19 protein-coding genes are annotated in these 19,222 nt (G+C 71.0%); 7 read left to right on the top strand and 12 right to left on the bottom strand.

From position 1 onward, the window contains the following. Nucleotides 1-27: 27 nt before the first annotated feature. Nucleotides 28-231, bottom strand: a complete 204-nt coding sequence (locus ACZ7CF_RS17925) for a hypothetical protein (protein ID WP_360395838.1) — start codon at nucleotides 229-231, stop codon at nucleotides 28-30. After that, nucleotides 224-1,399, bottom strand: coding sequence for a PspC domain-containing protein (locus tag ACZ7CF_RS17930; protein WP_360395839.1), 1,176 nt, complete (start codon nucleotides 1,397-1,399; stop codon nucleotides 224-226). The genes ACZ7CF_RS17925 and ACZ7CF_RS17930 overlap by 8 nt, the downstream gene beginning before the upstream one ends. A 69-nt stretch (nucleotides 1,400-1,468) precedes the next feature. On the opposite strand from ACZ7CF_RS17930, the gene ACZ7CF_RS17935 reads away from it, so the two are divergent. Genes ACZ7CF_RS17935 through ACZ7CF_RS17945 form a run of 3 tightly spaced genes read left to right on the top strand, consistent with a single transcriptional unit; the run spans nucleotide 1,469 to nucleotide 3,967 of the window. After that, a complete protein-coding gene (locus ACZ7CF_RS17935) occupies nucleotides 1,469-2,710 on the top strand; it encodes an ATP-binding protein (protein ID WP_458434299.1) in 1,242 nt (413 codons plus the stop codon). Further along, nucleotides 2,707-3,357 carry a response regulator transcription factor gene (locus ACZ7CF_RS17940; RefSeq protein WP_360395841.1) on the top strand — a complete coding sequence of 217 codons (651 nt, stop codon included), beginning with the start codon at nucleotides 2,707-2,709 and terminating at the stop codon, nucleotides 3,355-3,357. Before ACZ7CF_RS17935 ends, ACZ7CF_RS17940 begins: the two co-directional genes overlap by 4 nt. A gap of 16 nt (nucleotides 3,358-3,373) precedes the next feature. After that, nucleotides 3,374-3,967: a phosphatase PAP2 family protein gene (locus tag ACZ7CF_RS17945; protein ID WP_360395843.1), complete on the top strand. Its 594-nt coding sequence runs from the start codon at nucleotides 3,374-3,376 to the stop codon at nucleotides 3,965-3,967. Here the strand turns inward: ACZ7CF_RS17945 and ACZ7CF_RS17950 are convergent. From ACZ7CF_RS17950 to ACZ7CF_RS17960, 3 genes are all read right to left on the bottom strand, one after another. Further along, complete coding sequence (locus tag ACZ7CF_RS17950) at nucleotides 3,951-5,237, bottom strand: serine/threonine-protein kinase (protein WP_360395845.1); 1,287 nt, start codon at nucleotides 5,235-5,237, stop codon at nucleotides 3,951-3,953. The two genes, ACZ7CF_RS17945 and ACZ7CF_RS17950, sit on opposite strands and share 17 nt — an antisense overlap. Before the next feature lie 204 nt (nucleotides 5,238-5,441). Beyond that, a complete protein-coding gene (locus tag ACZ7CF_RS17955; RefSeq protein WP_360395847.1) occupies nucleotides 5,442-5,861 on the bottom strand; it encodes an SsgA family sporulation/cell division regulator in 420 nt (139 codons plus the stop codon). 121 nt (nucleotides 5,862-5,982) lie between these two features. Then, nucleotides 5,983-6,909 (bottom strand): DMT family transporter, encoded by a 927-nt coding sequence (locus tag ACZ7CF_RS17960; protein ID WP_360395849.1) that lies wholly within the window; start codon nucleotides 6,907-6,909, stop codon nucleotides 5,983-5,985. Nucleotides 6,910-6,991: 82 nt separating this feature from the next. On the opposite strand from ACZ7CF_RS17960, the gene ACZ7CF_RS17965 reads away from it, so the two are divergent. After that, nucleotides 6,992-7,894 (top strand): LysR family transcriptional regulator, encoded by a 903-nt coding sequence (locus ACZ7CF_RS17965; RefSeq protein ID WP_360395851.1) that lies wholly within the window; start codon nucleotides 6,992-6,994, stop codon nucleotides 7,892-7,894. Here the strand turns inward: ACZ7CF_RS17965 and ACZ7CF_RS17970 are convergent, their stop codons facing one another. The 6 genes from ACZ7CF_RS17970 to ACZ7CF_RS17995 all read right to left on the bottom strand — a co-directional run bounded on the left by ACZ7CF_RS17970 (nucleotide 7,895) and on the right by ACZ7CF_RS17995 (nucleotide 14,575). After that, nucleotides 7,895-9,562 carry a serine/threonine-protein kinase gene (locus ACZ7CF_RS17970; RefSeq protein ID WP_360395854.1) on the bottom strand — a complete coding sequence of 556 codons (1,668 nt, stop codon included), beginning with the start codon at nucleotides 9,560-9,562 and terminating at the stop codon, nucleotides 7,895-7,897. Nucleotides 9,563-9,680: 118 nt separating this feature from the next. After that, nucleotides 9,681-11,018, bottom strand: coding sequence for a serine/threonine-protein kinase (locus ACZ7CF_RS17975; RefSeq protein WP_360395856.1), 1,338 nt, complete (start codon nucleotides 11,016-11,018; stop codon nucleotides 9,681-9,683). Nucleotides 11,019-11,165: 147 nt separating this feature from the next. After that, nucleotides 11,166-12,059 carry a hypothetical protein gene (locus ACZ7CF_RS17980; RefSeq protein ID WP_470370046.1) on the bottom strand — a complete coding sequence of 298 codons (894 nt, stop codon included), beginning with the start codon at nucleotides 12,057-12,059 and terminating at the stop codon, nucleotides 11,166-11,168. Between the two features lie 204 nt (nucleotides 12,060-12,263). Next, on the bottom strand, nucleotides 12,264-13,109 hold the full coding sequence (locus ACZ7CF_RS17985) for a superantigen-like protein SSL4 (RefSeq protein WP_470370047.1): 846 nt from the start codon (nucleotides 13,107-13,109) through the stop codon (nucleotides 12,264-12,266). Between the two features lie 173 nt (nucleotides 13,110-13,282). Beyond that, entirely contained in the window at nucleotides 13,283-14,146 is an 864-nt protein-coding gene (locus tag ACZ7CF_RS17990) for a RodZ family helix-turn-helix domain-containing protein (protein ID WP_360395862.1), read from the bottom strand. A gap of 102 nt (nucleotides 14,147-14,248) precedes the next feature. Further along, nucleotides 14,249-14,575 carry a hypothetical protein gene (locus ACZ7CF_RS17995; protein WP_470370048.1) on the bottom strand — a complete coding sequence of 109 codons (327 nt, stop codon included), beginning with the start codon at nucleotides 14,573-14,575 and terminating at the stop codon, nucleotides 14,249-14,251. 70 nt (nucleotides 14,576-14,645) lie between these two features. Between ACZ7CF_RS17995 and ACZ7CF_RS18000 the strand changes: the two genes are divergently transcribed. Beyond that, a complete protein-coding gene (locus ACZ7CF_RS18000; RefSeq protein ID WP_470370286.1) occupies nucleotides 14,646-15,698 on the top strand; it encodes an arginase family protein in 1,053 nt (350 codons plus the stop codon). An 18-nt stretch (nucleotides 15,699-15,716) separates the two neighbouring features. Here the strand turns inward: ACZ7CF_RS18000 and ACZ7CF_RS18005 are convergent, their stop codons facing one another. Continuing rightward, nucleotides 15,717-15,980 (bottom strand): chorismate mutase, encoded by a 264-nt coding sequence (locus ACZ7CF_RS18005; RefSeq protein ID WP_360395863.1) that lies wholly within the window; start codon nucleotides 15,978-15,980, stop codon nucleotides 15,717-15,719. 225 nt (nucleotides 15,981-16,205) lie between these two features. Between ACZ7CF_RS18005 and ACZ7CF_RS18010 the strand changes: the two genes are divergently transcribed. Continuing rightward, nucleotides 16,206-16,691, top strand: a complete 486-nt coding sequence (locus ACZ7CF_RS18010; RefSeq protein ID WP_470370049.1) for a hypothetical protein — start codon at nucleotides 16,206-16,208, stop codon at nucleotides 16,689-16,691. A 73-nt stretch (nucleotides 16,692-16,764) separates the two neighbouring features. Further along, the gene (pcrA, locus tag ACZ7CF_RS18015; protein WP_470370050.1) at nucleotides 16,765-19,083 is read left to right on the top strand and encodes a DNA helicase PcrA; all 2,319 of its coding nucleotides are present in this window, start codon (nucleotides 16,765-16,767) and stop codon (nucleotides 19,081-19,083) included. The last annotated feature ends 139 nt before the right edge of the window (nucleotides 19,084-19,222 follow it).

A 19,222-nucleotide genomic window follows, 5' to 3' on the forward strand; every position in this document is an offset into this window, starting at 1 on the left:
AGGACGCCGGGGGCCTCTCGCGTTCGGTCAGCGCTGCCGTCGGCGCAGTGAGTTGGTCAGCAGGACCACACCCACCAGGATCGCCGTCCCTCCCAGCGCCCACCGGAAGTCGAACCAGAACCGCCCGTCGCTCAGCACGTAGGCCGCTGTCAGCAGCCCGCCGATGCCGAACACCAGGCCCACCACGTCGATCCGGCGGCGCACGGCCTGTCCGGAAGTCTGCTCAGCCACGGAGCACCCTCACCTCTCCGACGCTCGTGCGAACGTCCAGGTCGATCTTCAAGCCGCCTTCGCCGTCGTCGCCGAGGTCCTTGCCCTCGACCTGCACGGCGCCGCCCTCCGCCTTGCGGTCGAGGCAGTCGAGCTCGCCGATGGACGTGGCGTCGCAGGTGAACGTGACGTCGGCGGTCTTCGGCACGTGCACGACGACCTCGCCCAGGTCGGCGTTCACGGCGGTCTGCACCGAACCGGAGTCCGGCAGTTCGCGCAGGTCCAAGAGCACGCTGCCGACGCCGATCGAGTACTTCGCCTGCACCTCGTCGAGCGTCTTGGGCGTGGGGGAGATGCTGCTGACCGTGGTGGGGCCGTCGAAGTCGACGGCGGTCACGCCGAAGCCGACCACCGCCAGCGGGACCAGCAGCCACACCAGGCCGCGACCGCCGCCGGTGAAGGCACCGACCAGCAGACCCGCGGCCAGCACGGCGATCGCCAGGCCGATGACGTGCGGCGCGGTGAACCACGGCACGACCGGGGCCGCGATGGCGGAGCCGGCGACCACCAGCATCATCACGCCCAGGGTCGCCAGGCCGATCCGCGGCTTGCGCGGGCGCGGTGCGGGGGGCGGGGCCGGGGCGGGTGCCGGTTCGGGCAGGTCCCACGCGAACGGGGCGGCGCCCAGCGGGTCCCAGGCCGGTGCCCCCGGCACCGGTGGCACCGGCGGTGGTTCGGCCAGCGTCGTCGCCGGCTGCAGGTGTCCCCGGTTCTTCTGCAGCAGGTACACGCCACCGACCGCCGCCGCCAGCGTCACGACGACCTGGAAGCCGCCGCTGCCGAACGTGAAGGCGAGCGCCGGGAACATGAGGATGCCGAGGAACAGCGTCTTGGCCGGCGGCATCTCGCTCTGTCCCTTGTGGACCAGCGCCTCCAGCGGCGACACCGCGTCGCCCTCCTCCGGCAGCACCAGCCAGCCCGCGAGGTACAGCGGCAGGCCGACGCCGCCCGACAGCGCGAGCGCGACGAAGGCGATCCGCACGATCACCGGGTCGATCTGGTAGCGCAGGGCGATGCCGGTGGCGACGCCGCCGAGCTTCCGCCCTGCACGGGGCCGCACCGGCCGGTGGGCCCAGAACTCCCTGAGCGTGTCCGCCACGCCCTGCATTGCCTTCTCAGTCCCGCTCACGACGACAAGGTTGCGCTGCCGGAGCGCGAACCACATCAGGGAGCAGCCCTGATTCCGCGAACCGGGGTCATCCCTGATGAACAACCCGCCGGGACGTGTGACGATCAGGTGGTGAGTGCAGGGATCGAGCCGATGCGCCGCCGCCGCACCGGCCGGGTGATCGCGGGCGTCGCGAGCGGGCTGGCGAACCACCTGGGCGCACCCGTCTTCTGGGTGCGCCTGGTGTTCGCCGTCTTCGCCGCGTTCAGCGGTGTGGGGATCATCGCCTACGCGCTGCTGTGGATGTTCGTCCCGCAGTCGCCGGTGGCGGAGCCCGAGACCGAGCAGGACCGCAAGGAGTGGCAGCAGGCAGTGGGGCTCGCGGCCGTCGGCATCGGCGTCGCGGTCTTCACCGGCCTGATCAACGGCGGTGCGAGCGGCTGGAGCGGCTGGATCACCGGCCCGATCGCCGTGGCGCTCGTGGGGGCCGCCGTCGTGTGGCGGGAGGCCGACGAGGCCCAGCGGCGCCGGTGGCGTGACGGGGCGATGGCCCAGGGGAAGACGGGGATCGTGCGGACTCTGGCGGGTGGTGCCCTGGTCGTGGCGGGGGTCGCCGCGTTCCTGGTCGCCAACGACTCCCTCCAGAACCTTTCCACGGTCGTGCTCTCCGTGCTCGCGACCCTGATCGGCGTCGCCGTGCTCACCGTGCCGCTGTGGATGCGGCTGGTGCGCGACCTGGACTCCGAGCGCCGGGCCCGCATCCGCACCGAGGAACGCGCCGAGATCGCCGCCCACCTGCACGACTCCGTGCTGCAAACGCTTGCGCTCATCCAGAAGCAGGCCGAGTCGTCACGCGAGGTCAAGCGCCTGGCCCGCAGCCAGGAACGGGAGCTGCGCAGCTGGCTCTACGGCCGTGAGGTGGGCGAACAGCCGCAGACGGTCAGCGTGGCCATCGCCCAGGCCTGCGCCGAGGTGGAGGACGACTTCGCCATCGCCGTGCAGCAGGTCGTGGTCGGCGACTGCGAGCTGGAGGACGGGCTGATCCCGCTGGTGCAGGCGGCGCGGGAGGCGATCGTCAACGCGGCCAAGCACGCGGGCGTGGCCGAGGTCAGCGTGTACGCGGAGGTGGAACCCGAAAAGGTGACGGTGTTCGTGCGCGACCGGGGCAAGGGCTTCGACCCCGACACCGTGCCGGAGGACCGGCATGGCCTCGCCGGCAGCATCCGGGGGAGGATGAGCAGGCACGGTGGCGAGGCGCGGCTGCGGACCGCGCCCGGTGAGGGGACCGAGGTGCAGCTCGAGATGCCGAGGAAGACGGAGGCCAGGACATGAGCGTCAGGGTGTTCCTGGTGGACGACCACGCGTTGTTCCGCGCGGGGGTGCGTGCCGAGCTCGACACGATCACCGACGAGGTCGAGGTGGTCGGCGAGGCGGGCGGCGTCGGCGAAGCGGTCGCGGGCATCGCCCACCTCAAGCCGGACGTCGTGCTGCTCGACGTGCACATGCCCGACGGCGGCGGCGCCGAGGTGCTGCGGCAGATCCGGACCAAGATCCCCGAGGTCACGTTCCTCGCGCTGTCGGTCTCGGACGCCGCCGAGGACGTCATCAACGTCATCCGCGCCGGTGCGCGCGGGTACGTCACCAAGACGATCTCCAGCCAGGAGCTGGTCAAGGCGGTCGTGCGGGTCAGCGAGGGCGACGCGGTGTTCTCCCCGCGCCTCGCCGGGTTCGTCCTGGACGCGTTCGCCGACCGGCCGGGTGCCGCGCCGATCAGCGACCCCGAGCTCGACCTGCTGACCCCCAGGGAACGCGACGTCCTGCGGCTGCTGGCCCGTGGCTACGCTTACAAGGAAATCGCGTCCGAGCTGTTCATCAGCGTGAAGACGGTGGAGACGCACGTGTCGAGCGTCCTGCGGAAGACCCAGCTCTCCAACCGGTACGAGCTCTCCCGCTGGGCCACCGACCGCCGACTGGTCTGAAGGGTTCCCGGGGGCTTTGGTCACGAAGGTCGCCCGCGCTGCCACCGAGGTGCTGGCGCCGTGGGTCTGGATCGTCCTGCTGCCGTTCATCGTCGCCGCGGCCTCCGACGGGCTGTGGAAGACGGTGCTGTGGGGTCTCGTCGTCGCCGTGACGGCGTCCGTCATCCCCATGGCCGTCATCGTGCGCGGCGCGCGCAAGGGCAAGTGGGACGGCCACCACGTCACGAACCGCGAGGGCCGGCTGGTCCCGCTGCTCACGGCGGGTGCGTCGCTCGCGGCCGGCACCGTGGTCATGCTGCTGGGCGACGCCCCGGCCAGCATGCTCGCGCTGGCCGGGAGCATGTTCGCCTCGCTGCTCGTCAGCATGGCGATCACGTTCGGGCTGAAGTGGAAGATCTCGCTGCACGCCGGCGTGGCGTGGGCCGCCGTCGTGACGCTGGCGATCGTCTACGGCCCGTGGCCGCTGCTGATCGCACTGCCCGCCGCGCTGGTGTCGTGGTCGCGCGTCCAGCTCGGCGACCACACGCTCGGGCAGGTGCTCGGCGGCACGGCGATGGGCCTGGTCGTGGGCGGCGGCACGTTCTGGCTGCTGCTCACCTCGTTTGGATGATGCTGACGATCTTCATCTCGTTGTTGACCGCGGCGACCACGACCTCGTAGGTGCCAGCCTGCAGCTGGCCGCCGGTGGTCTGGAGGTTCAGGTCGACCGTGACCACCCAGTTCGGCCCGTCCGAGCGGATGGGCGTGCTGGAGGGGTTGCACTTGACCGACCGGTAGCCCGACCAGCGCGACAGGTACACGTCCACGGGCTCGCTGGCCTTGCCGTGCAGGTTGCGCCACGCCACCTCGGCCCTGGCCGGGAGCTCGGCGTAGTGGTTCTGCACGAAGGACTCCGCCTCCGCGGCGGAGAAGTAGCGGGCGCCGGTGTCCCTGGGGAAGCTGCTCTGGTTGACCGGGGTGTCGTTGCCCGTGCCGTTCCAGTAGGCGGCCGCCGCACCACCGCCGATCGCCAGCAGCCCGATGAGCGACAGCACGGTCAGGATCCGCCGGTTCGGCGGCTTGCGCCGGGGCAGCTCGGGCGGCAGCACCAGCGGCTGCGACGGCTGCGGTGAGGCGGCCAGCAGGTCGGCGGCCTCCTGCGCGGTCGGCCGGTCCTTCGGGTCGGCGGCGAGCAGCCGGTTCAGCAACGGCGTGAGCTCACCCGCGTTCTTGGCGTCCCGCAGCTGCCCGCTCGCGGCCCGGTAGATGAGGCCGAAGCTGTTGTCGCTGGGCCCGTAGACGGACTCGCCCTCGATCGCCGTGTAGATCGTGGCGCCGAGCGAGAACACGTCGGAGGCCTCGTCGGGGTGCTCACCGCGCGCCACCTCGGGTGCGAGGTAGGCGGGGGTGCCCGAGATCATGCCGGTGTCGGTCAGCGTGCCGTCACCGCTGGACTTGGAGATGCCGAAGTCGGTGATCTTGACCGTGCCGTCGTGGCCGATCAGGACGTTGCCCGGCTTGATGTCGCGGTGCACCAGCCCCGCGGTGTGCGCCGCGGACAGCGCCGAGGCGATGAACCCGCCGATCCGCGCGGCCTGGGCCGGCTTGAGGGGCCCCTTGTCGGCGAGCAACGCCGAGAGGCTCTGCGACGGCAGGTACTCCATGACGATCCACGGCTGCTCCTCGTCGTCCCCGACGACGTCGAACACCGCGATCGCGTGCGGGTGGTGCAGTCTCGCCGCGTTGCGCGCTTCCCGCATGGCGCGCTGGTGGTCGCCGGTGACGAGCTGCTTGACAGCGACCTCGCGCGCCAGAACCTGGTCCCGCGCCCGCCAGACCACCCCCATCGCTCCGCTGCCGACGCGCTCCAGCAGCGTGTAGCGGCCCCCGACGGTTGTCACACCGCCAGAGTAGTCAAGGTCGGGTCCGCGCTTTGCGGGGTTCCCGTCGAAGCCGTTCGTGTGGTGCCGCGGTGGGGACCGTGCCTGGTGCGTCGTCGCTGCCCACGACGTCGGGCACCATGCCGTCGGTGGTCTCGGGTGACGAGCTGGTTGGCCACCTCGTCCCGCGCCCCTGCCACCGTCCGACCGGCACGCGCAGGCGCACTAGTCGAGCGTCGAGACCAGCTTCTGCAGCTCCCGGTCGAAGTCGATCCACAGGTCCTCTTCGCCCGGCTGGACGACGTCGTAGGAGCTGTCGAGGAACGTCGCCACGTCTTCGGCGACGGCGCTCAGGATCGCGAACCCGGTCGGCGCGTTCAGCTCGACCAGCACCCGCTCCGGGTCGTCGGAGGCCGGGCGGACCAGGATGTCGCCCTCGCCGCACGGCGTCAGCAGGCCGTCGGCCAGCAGGTCGCGGGCGAACATCCACTCGACCCGGCCGGAGCCCGTGTGGAACACGATGGCGACGGCGTAGGGGTCTTCTGGGTCGTAGACCAGCTCCGCCTCCACCGGTGCGGGGGCCGCGCCGGGGGCGAGGAGGTGAAAAGTGGTGCGGGTGACGACCTTCAGGTTTTCGTTGTTCATGTCGATGTCCTTCTCAGGCGGTTGTCCATCTCCTTCAACAATGAGGAGACGGCTCAGCAGCTCGATAAGGACGCGATTCGTCTCGGAACCATCCTATTGGGGGAGACGCACGTCTCACACCTCAGCGTTTGACCAGGTCGTGCGTCTCGTTTGGTGAGACGCCCTGACCTGCCGAGACGGGCTTCCGGCGGGTCAGCGCGACGCCCATCAGGACCACCAGCATCCCGATCACGACCCTTGCGTTCAGTTGCTCCCCGAGGAAGACCGCTCCGAGGAGCACCGACACGACCGGGAGCAGGTAACCGACCGTAGTCGCCGTGGTGGCGCCCTCGTCGGCGATGACGCGGTAGTTGAGGATGAACGCGACACCGGTGCCGGCGACGCCGAGGACGATGACGGCGACCACGCCGATCCAGTGCAGGTGCAGCGGCTGCAGGCCGCCGAACGGCAGCGCCAGCAGCAGCATGCCCATCGCGGTGGTCAGCTGCATCGCCGCCAGCTGCGTCGAGGTGGCGCCCGTGTTGACCAGGTAGCGGCCCGCGTACGAGTAACCGATGGCGTAGCTCGCGGCGCCGGCCAGGCACAGAACCGCGCCCCAGCTCGCGATGCTGTTGGCCTGCTGCCACGGCGCGAAGATCAGCAGGACGCCCGCGAAGCCCAGCCCCAGCCCGAGCATGCGAACCAGGTCGCTGATCTTCTCCGTGCCCAGCACGAGCCCGATGGCCAGCGCGAACAGCGGCGTCGTGGAGTTGAGCACCCCGGACACGCCGGAGTCGACGGTCTGGCCGCCGATGGCGAAGAGCGTGAACGGGACCGCGCTGCCGAAGAACGCGACGAACGTCATGTGCGCCCAGATCCGCCGGTTCCGCGGCAGGGTCATCCGCGCGGTGGCGAGCACCACGAACAGCACGAGCGCCCCGAAGAACGTCCGCACGATCGAGATCTGCAGGGGCGACAGGCTCCCCAGCGCGAGCTTCATCCACAGGAAGCTGGATCCCCACAGCAGGGCGAGCACGCCCATCCTGATCAACGTTCCGCGTTGGTTCACGCGGACAACGATGCGCCGCACAACCCGTAAAGACAATTTAATTGTTGTGCATAACCTTTAAGCACCGCTGTATGGTCGGGGCATGCTCGACGTGCGCCGCATGCAGGTCCTCAGGGCCGTCGTGACCACGGGTTCCATCACCGCGGCCGCCACGAACCTCGGCTACACCCCGTCCGCGATCTCCCAGCAGGTGGCGGGCCTGGAGAAGCAGGCGGGCCTCCCGCTGCTGGAACGCGTGGGCCGCGGCGTCCGCCCCACCGCCGCCGGCCGCCTGCTCACCGAGCACGCAGCCCGCCTCACCGAACAGCTGGCCGAGGCCGAGAGCGCCCTCACCGCGTTGCGCAACGGCTGCGCGGGCACCCTGCGCGTCCGCTACTTCGCCACCGCCGGCGCCGCCCTCGTGCCACCCGCCGTGGCCCAGTTCCGCGCCGAACGCTCCGGTGTCGAGCTCGACCTGAAGCTCACCGAGCCGGCCGACCCCTTCGAGGAGCTCGCCGCCGGCCGCGCGGACGTCGCCATCACGGTCATGGAACCCGACGAGCCCGCCCCTGCCGGCATGGTCGCCCGCCACCTGCTCACCGACCCGTTCTACGCCGTCCTGCCCCGCGGCCACGCCCTGGCCCGCAAACGCGTCCTGGACCTCGGCGAGCTGGCCGACGAGTCGTGGATCTACGCCGACTGCGGCGCCTCCGGACCGTGCAAGGACCTCGTGCCGAACGCGTGCGCGGGCGCTGGCTTCGCGCCGCAGGTCGTGGTGGAGAGCGACGACTACGCGACCGCGCAGGGCTTCGTGGCGGCCGGGCTCGGCGTCACGATCATCCCGCGGCTCGGGCTGGGCTACGCGCATCCGGGCGTGGTGCTGCGCAAGGTGCGCAACCCCGAACCGGTGCGGCACATCCACGTCGTCTACCGCGAGGAGGCCGCGTGGAACCCCGCGGTGCTCGCGCTGGCCGAGGCGCTGGAGAAAGCCGCGCGGGCCTCCTGACTACGCCCCGCCGAACGGCTTGTCGTAGCTCAGCAAGAAGTTGCTGTTGCGCCACCACAGCGAGATCTGCCGCTGCATGGTCGCCTTCGTGCCGTCCTTCTTCGTGACCTCGACGTCCACGACGTAGTAGAACTCCTGCCGCTGGTCGGCGTTCACCAGCTTGGCCTGCTTGTAGGGCGACCAGAAGGTCTTGAAGCCGGCCATGCCACCGGGGTAGTTGGCCTGGAAGTCGGCGTTGCCCATCTTCCACGCCTCTTCCGGTGAACTGGTGGCCAGCTGCAGGTAGGCCTCCAGCAGCGCCTGCCGCTCTTCCACCGAAGGGCTGGCGCTCCACGCGCCTGCCTTTTCGAGGATCTTCGGCTTCTCCGTGTTCGTCGGGTCCGCGTTGTTGCCCGTCGTCTGCTGCGTGGAGGTGTTGCCGCCGGCGTTGTTGTTGCCGTTGCCGTTGTTCCCGCCGCCACCGTTCGAGATCATGCTCGCGAACATGATGCCGACGACCGCGGCCGCCACGATCGCGATCGCGGTGTAGACGGTCGACTTCTTGCTCTTCGACGACGACGACGGCGCCGGGCGGGAGGGCTTGGGGCGCTGCGAGTACTGCGGTGCGGCGGCCGGGCGGTGGTGCTGCTGCTGTGACTGGTGCTGCTGGGGCTGGTGCTGCTGCGCCGGCATCGCGCGGGGCGGCGTGTGCGGCGCGTGCGAGTGCATGTCGACCCGCGTCGCGTTGGGTGGCGGCGGGGGCGGGAGCGCGCGGGTCGCGGCCGACTGGGGCTGCTGGACCGGGGCACCGCGCCACGACGGCGGGTGCGTCGGGGCGACCACGGAGGGCGTGAAAGCGGGGGTGGCCTGGCCGTTGGCGACCGCGGCGAGCGCGTCGCGGGCCTCGACCATCGTCGGGCGCTCCTCCGGCTCCGAGCGGAGCAGGCGCATGAGCAGCGCGGTCAGCGGGCCGGCGTTGCGCGGCGGGTTGACCTTGCCGGAGGCGACCTTGTGCAGCAGGGCGATGGTGTTCTCGCTCAGGCCGAACGGCGGCTCGCCCTCGATCGCGGCGTACAGCGTGGAGCCGAGGGAGAACACGTCGGACGGGCTGCCGGGGTCGTAGCCCTTGGCGACCTCGGGGGCGAGGTAGGCGGGGGTACCGGCGAGCATGCCCGTGGCGGTGACGGTGACGTCGCCGGTCGCGCGGGAGATGCCGAAGTCGGTGATCTTCACGGTGCCGTCGTCGCCGAGCAGCACGTTGCCGGGCTTGATGTCGCGGTGCACGATGCCCGCGTTGTGCGCGGCGGCCAGCGCGGAGGCGACCTGCATGCCGATCGAGGCCACGTCGCGCGGCGGGAGCGTGCCGCGTTCGGACAGGACGCCGGACAGGCTCTTCGACGGCAGGTACTCCATCACGAGCCACGGCTGGCCGTCGTCCTCGGCCACGTCGTACACGGCGACGGCGTGCGGGTGCTGCAGGCGCGCGGCGATGCGGCCCTCGCGCATGGCACGTCTCTTCGCCTCGTCCACGTCGCCGTCGGCGAGCCCTGGCTGCAGGAGCAGCTGTTTGACCGCGACGGTCCGGTGCAGGCGCTCGTCGTGTGCTGTCCAGACGACGCCCATGGCACCGCTACCGATGCGCTGGCTCAATCGGTAGCGACCAGCGACCAATCGGCCATCGTCGGTCACAGTTGCTCCCCGCTGTGCGGTCACTTGCTCTCTGTTCAACGGCTCATCACACGTCTGAGTTCACATCACCCATCGGTGCGGTTACCCACCTTACGAGATAACTACGGCCGAACCGTGCCTAACCCTGTTGGGCGTTCGTCGTGGTCGTCGTGACAGGCGGCACCGTCGTGGTGGTCTGCACGACCGAAGAAGGCTTCGACGGCGGAGGCGGCGTCGTGGTCGTAGTCGTCGTCGTGGTGGTCGTAGTTGTGGTCGTCGTAGTGCTGGGCGCTGTTTCGCGCGTCGTCGTTGCCTCGGGCGTGGTGGTCGTCACCTCGGGCACCGTCGTGGTCGTCGGCACCACGGAGGACGAGCTCGCCGGCGGCGCGGACGGCGTCTGCTGCTCCTTGGTGAACACGCCCAGCGCGACCAGGAGACCACCGATGACCAGCAACAACGCCAGCACGACCGCCGCGATCACCAGCGGGCGGTTGTCCTGCGGCCTGGCCGCGGGCGCCATCGGTGGCGCGGTCCGCGGCGGCGACGTGCGCGGAGCCGCCCGGACGATGCGCGTCCGCTCGGGTTCCACGATCGCCGTGGGGTCGGGTCCGGCCACCGCGGCGAGGCCCGTGAACGACGGCGCACGGCCGTTCGCGACCGCCGCCAGCAGCTCCCGCGCCTGCGACATCGTCGGCCGGTCGTCGGCCTCGAAGTTCAGCAGGTACAGCAGCGTGTCGGCGAGCGGGTGGTCGACCGTCGGCGGGTTGATCCGGCCGGCCGCGACGGCGTGCAGAACACCGAGCGTGTTCTCGCTCACCCCGTAGGGCGGTTCGCCCTCCATCGCGGCGAACAGCGTCGAGCCGAGCGAGTAGACGTCGGAGGCCGGCGTCGGGTCCTGGCCCCGCGCGATCTCCGGTGCCAGGTAGGCGGGCGTGCCGGCGATCAGGCCGGTCTTGGTGACCGTGATGTCGTCGCTGGCCCGCGAGATGCCGAAGTCGGTGATTTTGACGATGCCGTTCTCGGCGATCAGCACGTTGCCGGGCTTCACGTCCCGGTGCACGATGCCGGCCGCGTGCGCCGCCGCCAGAGCCGCCGCGCACTGGGCGCCGATGCTGGCGACCTCGACCGGGTCCATCGGCCCGCCCTCGGCCAGCGCGTCGGCGAGGCTGTAGGACGGCAGGTACTCCATGACCAGGCACGGGACACCGTCCTCCTCGACCACGTCGTACACCGCGATGGCGTTCGGGTGGTGGAGCTTGGCGGCGATGCGGCCCTCGCGCATGGCGCGCTGGATCGCCTCGTCCTGCTCGGCCTCGTCCAGGCCGGGTGCGAGGAGCAGCTGCTTGATCGCGACCTCGCGGCCGAGGCGTTCGTCGTGGGCGCGCCAGACGATGCCCATCGCGCCGGAGCCGATCCGGTCGAGGAAGCGGTAGCGGTCGGCGACCAGCCGCCCGTCAGTGGCGTCGGACGTCGTCACGTGACCACCCCGGCGCGCAGCGAAGGGGAGACCGCGGTGGCAGCAGGTCCCACGCTCGTGCTCCTCGTGCGGTAGTCAGCGGTCGTCCGGAGTGCCCGCACAGGGTACCCCTGTCGTGTACGACCGGTGTGCTACCGGGTTGATGCGTTACTCAGCCGGTGCGAAGAAGTCGAAGACGCCGACGGTCTGCTCGGCCGTGCCGCCGACGGTGTTGAGCACCGGGTCGAGCACGCCGAGGTCGACGCTCACGTCCACCGGGTTCGACGGCGTGGGCAGCGGGGTCTGCGACGAGCTGGGCGGCGGCGGGGGCGTGGTGCTGCTGCTCGGCGGGGTCGTGCTGGACGAGCTCGGCGGCGGAGGAGGCGTCTCGCTCGACGGCGGCGTGCTCGGCGTGGTGGGGGTGGTCTGCGTCTCCGACGACGGGGTGCTCGCGGTCGGGGGCTGCGCGGGCTGCTGCTGCGTCGGCTGCTGGACCTGCGGCTGCTGCGCCGGGCGCTGCTGGGTCGGCTGCTGCGTGTACGGCGCGACCCGCACCTGCTCGGTGGTCGGGTCGGCGGCGGCCGTCTCGGTCTGGTCGGCCTGCTGCGTCTTGTTCGACGGCAGCTTCACGACGCCCTCGGTGCCAGCGCTCGCGCCACGGGCCTGGGCCCGCTCGTCGAACCGCACCTGGGCGAGCGGGCGCTCGTCGGGGGAGGACAGCCAGGAGGAGGCGGCGAACGCGACGGTGCCGCACAGCACGACGCCACCACTGGCGGCCGCGGCCAGCTTGCCGACGGTGAAGCCGCTGCTCTGCGCGTCGTCACCGCGGCCTTCGCGGCGCAGCAGCTCGGTGATGTGCAGCTCCTTGGCCGGCTGCTTGCGCGGCTTGCTGCCGGGGTGCTTGGCGTCCGGGGTCCGCACCGACCTGAACTTGATCGTCGGCTCGAACGCCTCGGGGGTGATGTCGTCGGTGATCACCGGGATCGGCATGGTCTCCGCCTCGCGGCGGGCGATCAGCTCGGCAACCGACAGCTGTCCGGTCGACTCGGTAGAGCCGGTCAACCGCCGACGATGGTCCTCAATCGACACCGCTCGTTCACCCTTCCAGGCTTGCTTTGCGCACTGGCGGAAACATGGATACCGAATCGTGACCCGAGATGTAACCCCTTTGGGGGAATTTTCACGATCGAACCTCATCTTCGCGACGAGCGGTCACCGTTCGACTGCGAACGGCGAACGGGGTTGAGCGCGGCACAACTCGGCGGGCTAGCTCCGTTGCGCCGAAAGGACCTCGGTGCCGATGATCCGCGGCTGGGTCGTGTCGGTGAGCCAGAAGAGCTGCTCGATGCGCAGCCAGCTCCCGTTCCACTCCTGCATCGAGACGACGGCGAGCACGCTGCCGTTCGGGCGCAGCGAGGTCTGGTCGACGTTGACCGTGCGGATCGTGCCCCACGACTCGACGAACTCCCGCGGGTTCGTGCCCACCAGGTCGGGCGAGAGCAGCTTGGCCGCGGCACCCGGCTTGGTCGTGAGCAGCTCGTAGAACCGCTTCACCACGTCCACCTGCGGCTGCGGGCCGGTCGACACCAGCGGCGTGGCGGGCTCTCCCGACGGCTCCGCCGACGGTCCGGCCGACGGGTCCGCCGACCGCGTGGGCGAGGTCAGCAGCAGCGCGGACGGTTGCGGCATGGGGACCTCGGGAGCGGTCCGCGGCGGTGTGTACTCGCTCGGCAGCTGGGCGGACAGCAGGTCAGGGCGCAGCGCCTGCGCACCGGACAGCGCGACGGGGCGCTCGGTGAACGGGACGCCGGAGTTCGGCGGGCGGCTGCCCGCGAGGATCGCCGCGCCCGCGATCGACGAGACGAGGACGATCGCGCCGGTGAGCACGCCCGCGACCTGGGCGGCGCGGCTGTCGCTCGCACGGCGCCGGCGGCCGGGTCCGGCCGGTGGCGCGGGCTCGGTGGGGCCGAGCAACGACGTGACGAGCGCGTCGGTCGCGGCTTCCTCGGCGGACGGGATGCGCATCGGGCCCGGCTGCTGCCTGATCAGCTCGGCCACGCTGATCGACCCGGCACGGGTGTGACGTCGTCCGGTCGTCGCGGGACGCTGCACTGTCCTGGTCCTCCGTACTGTCCGTGGTCACCTGAAGACGTACCGTGGCCTCACGCGGCAACGCCAGTTTCTCGACGGACTTCAGCCGTTTGTGGCGTCCAGCGGAGCCGTGGATTCGCTCGAAGGTGTTACCTACTACGGTCGGTAGCTCAGGGCCGGACCTTGAGTGCCGGTCACCCGCCGGCTTTCAACCGTTCACCGCTGATCAGCGGCAGCTCGCCGAGCGTGAAGCTGAGCTCGCGCTTCTCCTGGCTGACCGAGCCGTCCTTCTTGGTGAGCCGCAGCAGGCTCACGGTGAGGCCCTTGCCGGGGTCGACCACGATCTCCTCCACCTCGATCAGCGAGATGTCGGCGAGCCGGCCCTCCAGCAGCGAACCGGCGTTCGCGCGCACGGTGTCGGTGGTCAGGGCGAGCGCGGTGTCCGCGTTCGCCGTCATCTCCCGGTAGAAGTCCTCGGTCCGCTGGGCGATCTCGGTGCCGTCGACCGCCGGCGCCTGCGAGAGCGGCACGGTGGTGATGACGGGCGCTGCGGTGCCGGGCGGCTTGGTGCCGCTGCCGGTCGGGGCGCCCTGGCCGCTGCTGCGGGGCGCCGCGGAGCCGGGTGTGGCGCCGCCCGTGCCGGGGACGGGGTTGCCGCGGCCGGTGTTCGCAGGGGACGTCCGCGTGCCGGCGGTGGTCGCGGACGTCGGGCTGACCGCCGTCGGCAGGGCCGAGATCAGCGGCACGTCCGACGGGTAGCCGGGCAGGCCGATCCGCTCGACCTGGCCGCCGCCGCTGACCAGCTTGGCCGCGGCGACGCTCAGGCCGACCAGCACGAGCACCGAGGACACGACGGCGAACCACGCCGCCCGCTTCCAGGTGCGCGGGGGCGTGACCGACGCGGGGACCATGCCGATGTTGAACTTGCGCAGCCCGTCCGTGTCCGCGATCGGGTCGATCGGGCGGCTGCGGGGCAGTGGGATGCGGTCGCCCCCGACGACGGGTCGTTCGTGTGCGACCCAGTCGTCGAGACGATGTTTGCCCGGTTGTTCGTCCATCCCGACACCCCTCTGCGACGCAACCAGGGTAGGGCCGTTCGGACGTGCGGAAGCGACCTGAAGGGGTAATTCAGGACGAGTGACACCCGGAGGTGTGAACTTCTACCGCGGAGGCAGCTGAGCTTGGCCGCTCTTCAACTGCTTCTGCGTGCGCTGCACGCCGTTCAGGGCCGCGAGACCGCTGCCGCTGGCGATCAGCGCACCGATGACGTCGGCGCCCAGGGTGTCACCGCCGGTGATCAACAAGCCGATCACGGCACCCGCGGTGGTGATGATCGCCGCCTTCCAGCGGCTGCGGACGAACTGCGCGACAGGTGCTCCGGCCGCGCCCTTCTTGCCGGCGGCAGAGCCGAGCATGCCCAGGTATGCGTCGTGCGCCAAGGCGGCGAGCAGGCCGGCGATGGCGATCAGTGCGGCGATGAGGCCCATGCCTCCAGTGTGCCCCCGGATTTTTCCGGTGGACCATCCGTGATCGCCCTGATATCCGATTCGGGTGGACATGTTCTGGCACGACGACTGCCTTGAGCACGACGCCGGCGAAGGGCTGTGGGAGCTGCCGGGCTCCTGGCCGTGGCTGGACGTGCCGGAGCCGCACCCGGAGAACGCGGCGCGGCTGCGGACGTTCCGGCACGCGCTGAAGCACGGCCCGGTGGCGGGGCACCTCCGGTGGCACGAAGGGCGCCATGCATCCGTGGACGAGCTTCTGCGCGTGCACTCGGCTTCGTACCTGGACTCGTTGCGGGTGTCCGAGCGTGTGCCGCTGGAGGTGAACACGGTCGTCGGACCCGAGACGTGGAACGCGGTCCGTGCGGCGGCGGGCACCTCACTGGCCGCGCTGGAGTCCGGCGCACCGCTGGCCTACGCGCTCGTGCGACCGCCCGGCCACCACGCGCAGCCGGCGGTGGCGGACGGCTACTGCTTCGTGAACAACGCCGCGCTGGTGGCGGAGACCGCGCGGCGCCAGGGCCTGCGGGTCGCGGTGCTGGACTGGGACGTGCACCACGGCAACGGCACCCAGGAGGTGTTCTACGACCGGCCCGACGTGCTGACCGTCTCCGTGCACATGCGGCATGGGGCGTGGGGCGCGAACCACCCGCAGACGGGCGCCCCCTCGGAGGTGGGCGCGCAGGGGCGGAACGTGAACATCGAGCTGTCCCTGGGTGCGGGCGACACGGCGTACCTGCGCGCGTTGGACGAGATCGCGTTCCCGTTGCTGCGGTCGTTCGAACCGGACCTGCTGGTGTGCGCGTCGGGGTTCGACGGGTCGGCGTTCGACCCGAACGGCCGGCACAACCTGACCGCCGCCGGGTACCGCGAGATTGGGCGGCGGGTGGCGGCGTTCGGCACGCGCGTCGTGCTCACGCAGGAGGGCGGCTACCTGCGCGGGTACGGCGCGTTGTGCCTGCACGCGCTGGTGGAGGGCCTGCTGCGGCTGCCGGAGCCGTTGCTGGAGGACCCGCTGGCCTACGTGCCGGACGACGACCAGCTCGTGGACGCGGACTTCGAGCGGGTGCTCGCGGCGCTGCGGCCTTTTTGGCCCGGCGTCCTGTGACGCCGGGCCGGTGGGCGACTACCTGCCGAGCGGGCCGCGACCCATCTTGAGCAGGACCAGTGCGAGGTCCTTGCCCTCGGGGCCCAGCGGCTTGTAGCGGTTGAGCACGTCGATCTCGCGGTTGTGCACGATCTTCGTGCCGCCCGCCGCCATCCGCGCGGCGCCGATGATCTTGGAGATCTCGACCCTGCGCTGGACCAGCCGCAGTATCTCGGCGTCCAGGTGGTCGATCTCCTCGCGCAGCTCGGTGATGTCGGACGCGGCGGTGGTGGTGGATTCCATCGTGGTGACCTCTCGACTCTTCTTGAGTCCCGGCCCGGAAGCGACGAAGCCCCGGGGTCCGAGGACTCCGGGGCTTCGTGGTGGCTTCGTCAGCGCTGGACGACCACGGGAGCCGGAGTCCGGGTCCCGTAGAAAAACTCGAAGAACGTCGCGCGCATGGACGTAGTGTGCCACATGTCGCGCCGTTCACGCTTCGGCGTCTCACACAGTGACCTGGGGGTCTTCATGAAGTACGTGCTCGGGGTGGCTGCTGCCCTCGTGCTGTCCGCCTTCACCGTTCCCGCCGCTCAGGCGGAGACCGGCTTCGCGTCGGTCGCGCTCACGCCCACCTCCGGCTGGCTGGTCGGGCCGGACGGCACCTGGAAGATCAGGGGCGGGTACGCGGGCGGCTTCGCGATCGACATCACGAACCGGTCGGCGGTCGACGTCGACGACCTGTACGTCCGCGTCTCGTTCCCGACCGACGAGCTGGAGGTCACCGGCTACGAGGGTGACCACTGGACGTGCTGGGACGTCGCGGGTGGTCCCGGCGTCGAGGGCGTCCACTGCCAGGCCGACTTCCTCGCGGTGCCGGACGAGGCGTTCCCGACGCTGACGCTGGGCACCAAGGGGCTCCAGCACCACACGGACAGCATCGACGTCTACGCCGAGAGCGCGGGCCACGACGACGTCCATGCCGGGGTCGCCTACGAGGTCGACACGAGCACCTGATCGAACCTGCTCGTCGAACACATGGTCGGGCGGTACCGGATTTGTCGGTGCCGCCCGGTACCGTGGATGGACGATGAGCGCCTTGTTCGACTTGCCCTCAAGTCCCCCCGTTTCCCGCGCGGGCCACCTGCTCGACGACCTGAACCCCGCGCAGCGCCGTGCCGTGGAGCACGCCGGCACGCCCCTGCTCGTGGTGGCGGGCGCCGGCTCCGGCAAGACGCGCGTCCTCACCCGGCGGATCGCGTACCTGCTGGCGGAGCGCGACGTGCACCCCGGCGAGATCATGGCCATCACGTTCACGAACAAGGCCGCTGCGGAGATGAAGGAGCGCGTCGCCGACATGGTGGGCGCGCGCGCCCGTTCGATGTGGGTGTCGACGTTCCACTCGATGTGCGTGCGGGTCATGCGCCGCGAGGCGAAGACGCTGGGCATGTCGTCGAACTTCTCGATCTACGACAGCGACGACACGCGCCGGCTCATCACGCTCGTCGCCCGCGACCTGGACCTCGACCCGAAGAAGTACGCGGCGCGCACGCTGGCCGTGCACGTCTCGAACCTCAAGAACGAGCTGGTCGACCCGGAGACGGCGACCGCGCAGGCGACGAACGACCTGGAGCGCCGCGTCGCCGAGGTCTACACCATCTACCAGCGGCGGCTGACCGAGTCGAACTCGCTCGACTTCGACGACCTGATCATGAAGACGGTCGAGCTGCTGCAGACGTTCCCGGACGTGGCCGAGCACTACCGCCGCCGCTTCCGGCACGTGCTGGTCGACGAGTACCAGGACACGAACCACGCGCAGTACACGCTGGTGCGCGAGCTCGTCGGCAAGGCGGGCGGCGAGCTCCCGCCGGCCGAGCTGTGCGTGGTGGGCGACGCCGACCAGTCGATCTACGCGTTCCGCGGCGCGACGATCCGCAACATCGTGGAGTTCGAGCGGGACTACCCGGACGCCACGACGATCCTGCTCGAGCAGAACTACCGCTCCACGCAGAACATCCTGACCGCGGCGAACGCGGTGATCTCGCGCAACGCGAACCGCCGCGACAAGACGCTGTGGAGCGACCTCGGCGAGGGCGAGAAGATCGTCGGCTACGTCGCGGACAACGAGCACGACGAGGCCGCGTTCGTGGCCAACGAGATCGACCGGCTGGTCGACGGCGGCGAGGTCAACAACTCCGAGATCGCCGTCTTCTACCGCACGAACAACCAGTCGCGCGTGTTCGAGGAGATCTTCATCCGCCTCGGCCTGCCGTACCGGGTCGTCGGCGGTGTCCGCTTCTACGAGCGGCGCGAGGTGCGCGACGCGCTGGCCTACCTGCGCACGCTGGCCAACCCCGAGGACACGGTGTCGTTGCGCCGCATCCTCAACGTGCCCAAGCGCGGCATCGGCGACCGGGCGGAGGCCTGCGTCTCCGCCTACGCCGAACGCGAGCGGATCAGCTTCGCCGCGGCCCTGCGCGAGGCCGTCCACGACCGCGTCCCGATGCTGAACCCGCGCTCCCGCAACGCGATCGCCGGTTTCGTCGAGATGATGGACGCGCTCGGTGAGATGGTCGCCCGCGAGGACGACGTGGCCGACATCCTCGAAGCGGTGCTGGAGCAGACCGGCTACCGCACCGAGCTGGAGGCCAGCGAGGACCCGCAGGACCACACCCGCGTGGAGAACCTGAACGAGCTCGTCACGGTGGCCCGCGAGTTCACCGAGCTGGAGCTCCCCGAGGGTGCGGAGCCGGTGCCGTCGCTGCCCGCGTTCCTGGAGCGCGTGTCGCTGGTCGCGGACGCCGACTCGATCCCCGACGCCGAGTCCGACGGCGTGGTCACCCTGATGACCATCCACACCGCCAAGGGCCTGGAGTACCCGGTCGTCTTCTCGACGGGCTGGGAGGACGGCGTCTTCCCGCACATGCGCGCCCTGGGCGACCCGGCCGAGCTGGCCGAGGAACGCCGCCTCGCCTACGTGGGCATCACCCGCGCCCAGCGCCGCCTGTACCTCTCCCGCGCACTGGTCCGCTCCGCCTGGGGCCAGCCCTCGGCGAACCCGGCCTCCCGCTTCCTCGGCGAGATCCCCCAGGACCTCATCGACTGGCGCCGCGTGGAACCCTCCCGCTCCGCCCCCGCCGCGGCCACGACCTGGGGCCGTTCGGCGGCCTCCAGCGGCGGCATCGCCTCCCGCGGCCTCACCCGCCCCGCCCCCGGCAAGGCGGGCTGGAAGGACGCCCCGGCGATGAAGCTGGAGGTGGGGGACCGCGTCACCCACGACAAGTACGGCCTGGGCCGTGTCGTGGCCGTCGACGGCGCGGGTCTGCGCGCCACCGCCACGATCGACTTCGGCGGTTCGGGCACGGTCCGCCTGATGCTCATCGGCAGCGTGCCGATGACGAAGCTCTGACCGCACGAGCCGGCACACCCGCGCCGCCAACGCCGTCGTTGGCGGCGCGTGCTGTTTCGGCGCCGTGCACCCGCGCGCTCGGCGGGGCGTTCCGCTGACTTCACCTGTCCGGGTGACAGCCGGGACACCGGTCGCACCC

The sequence above is a fragment of the Lentzea sp. NPDC036955 genome, from assembly GCF_055608005.1.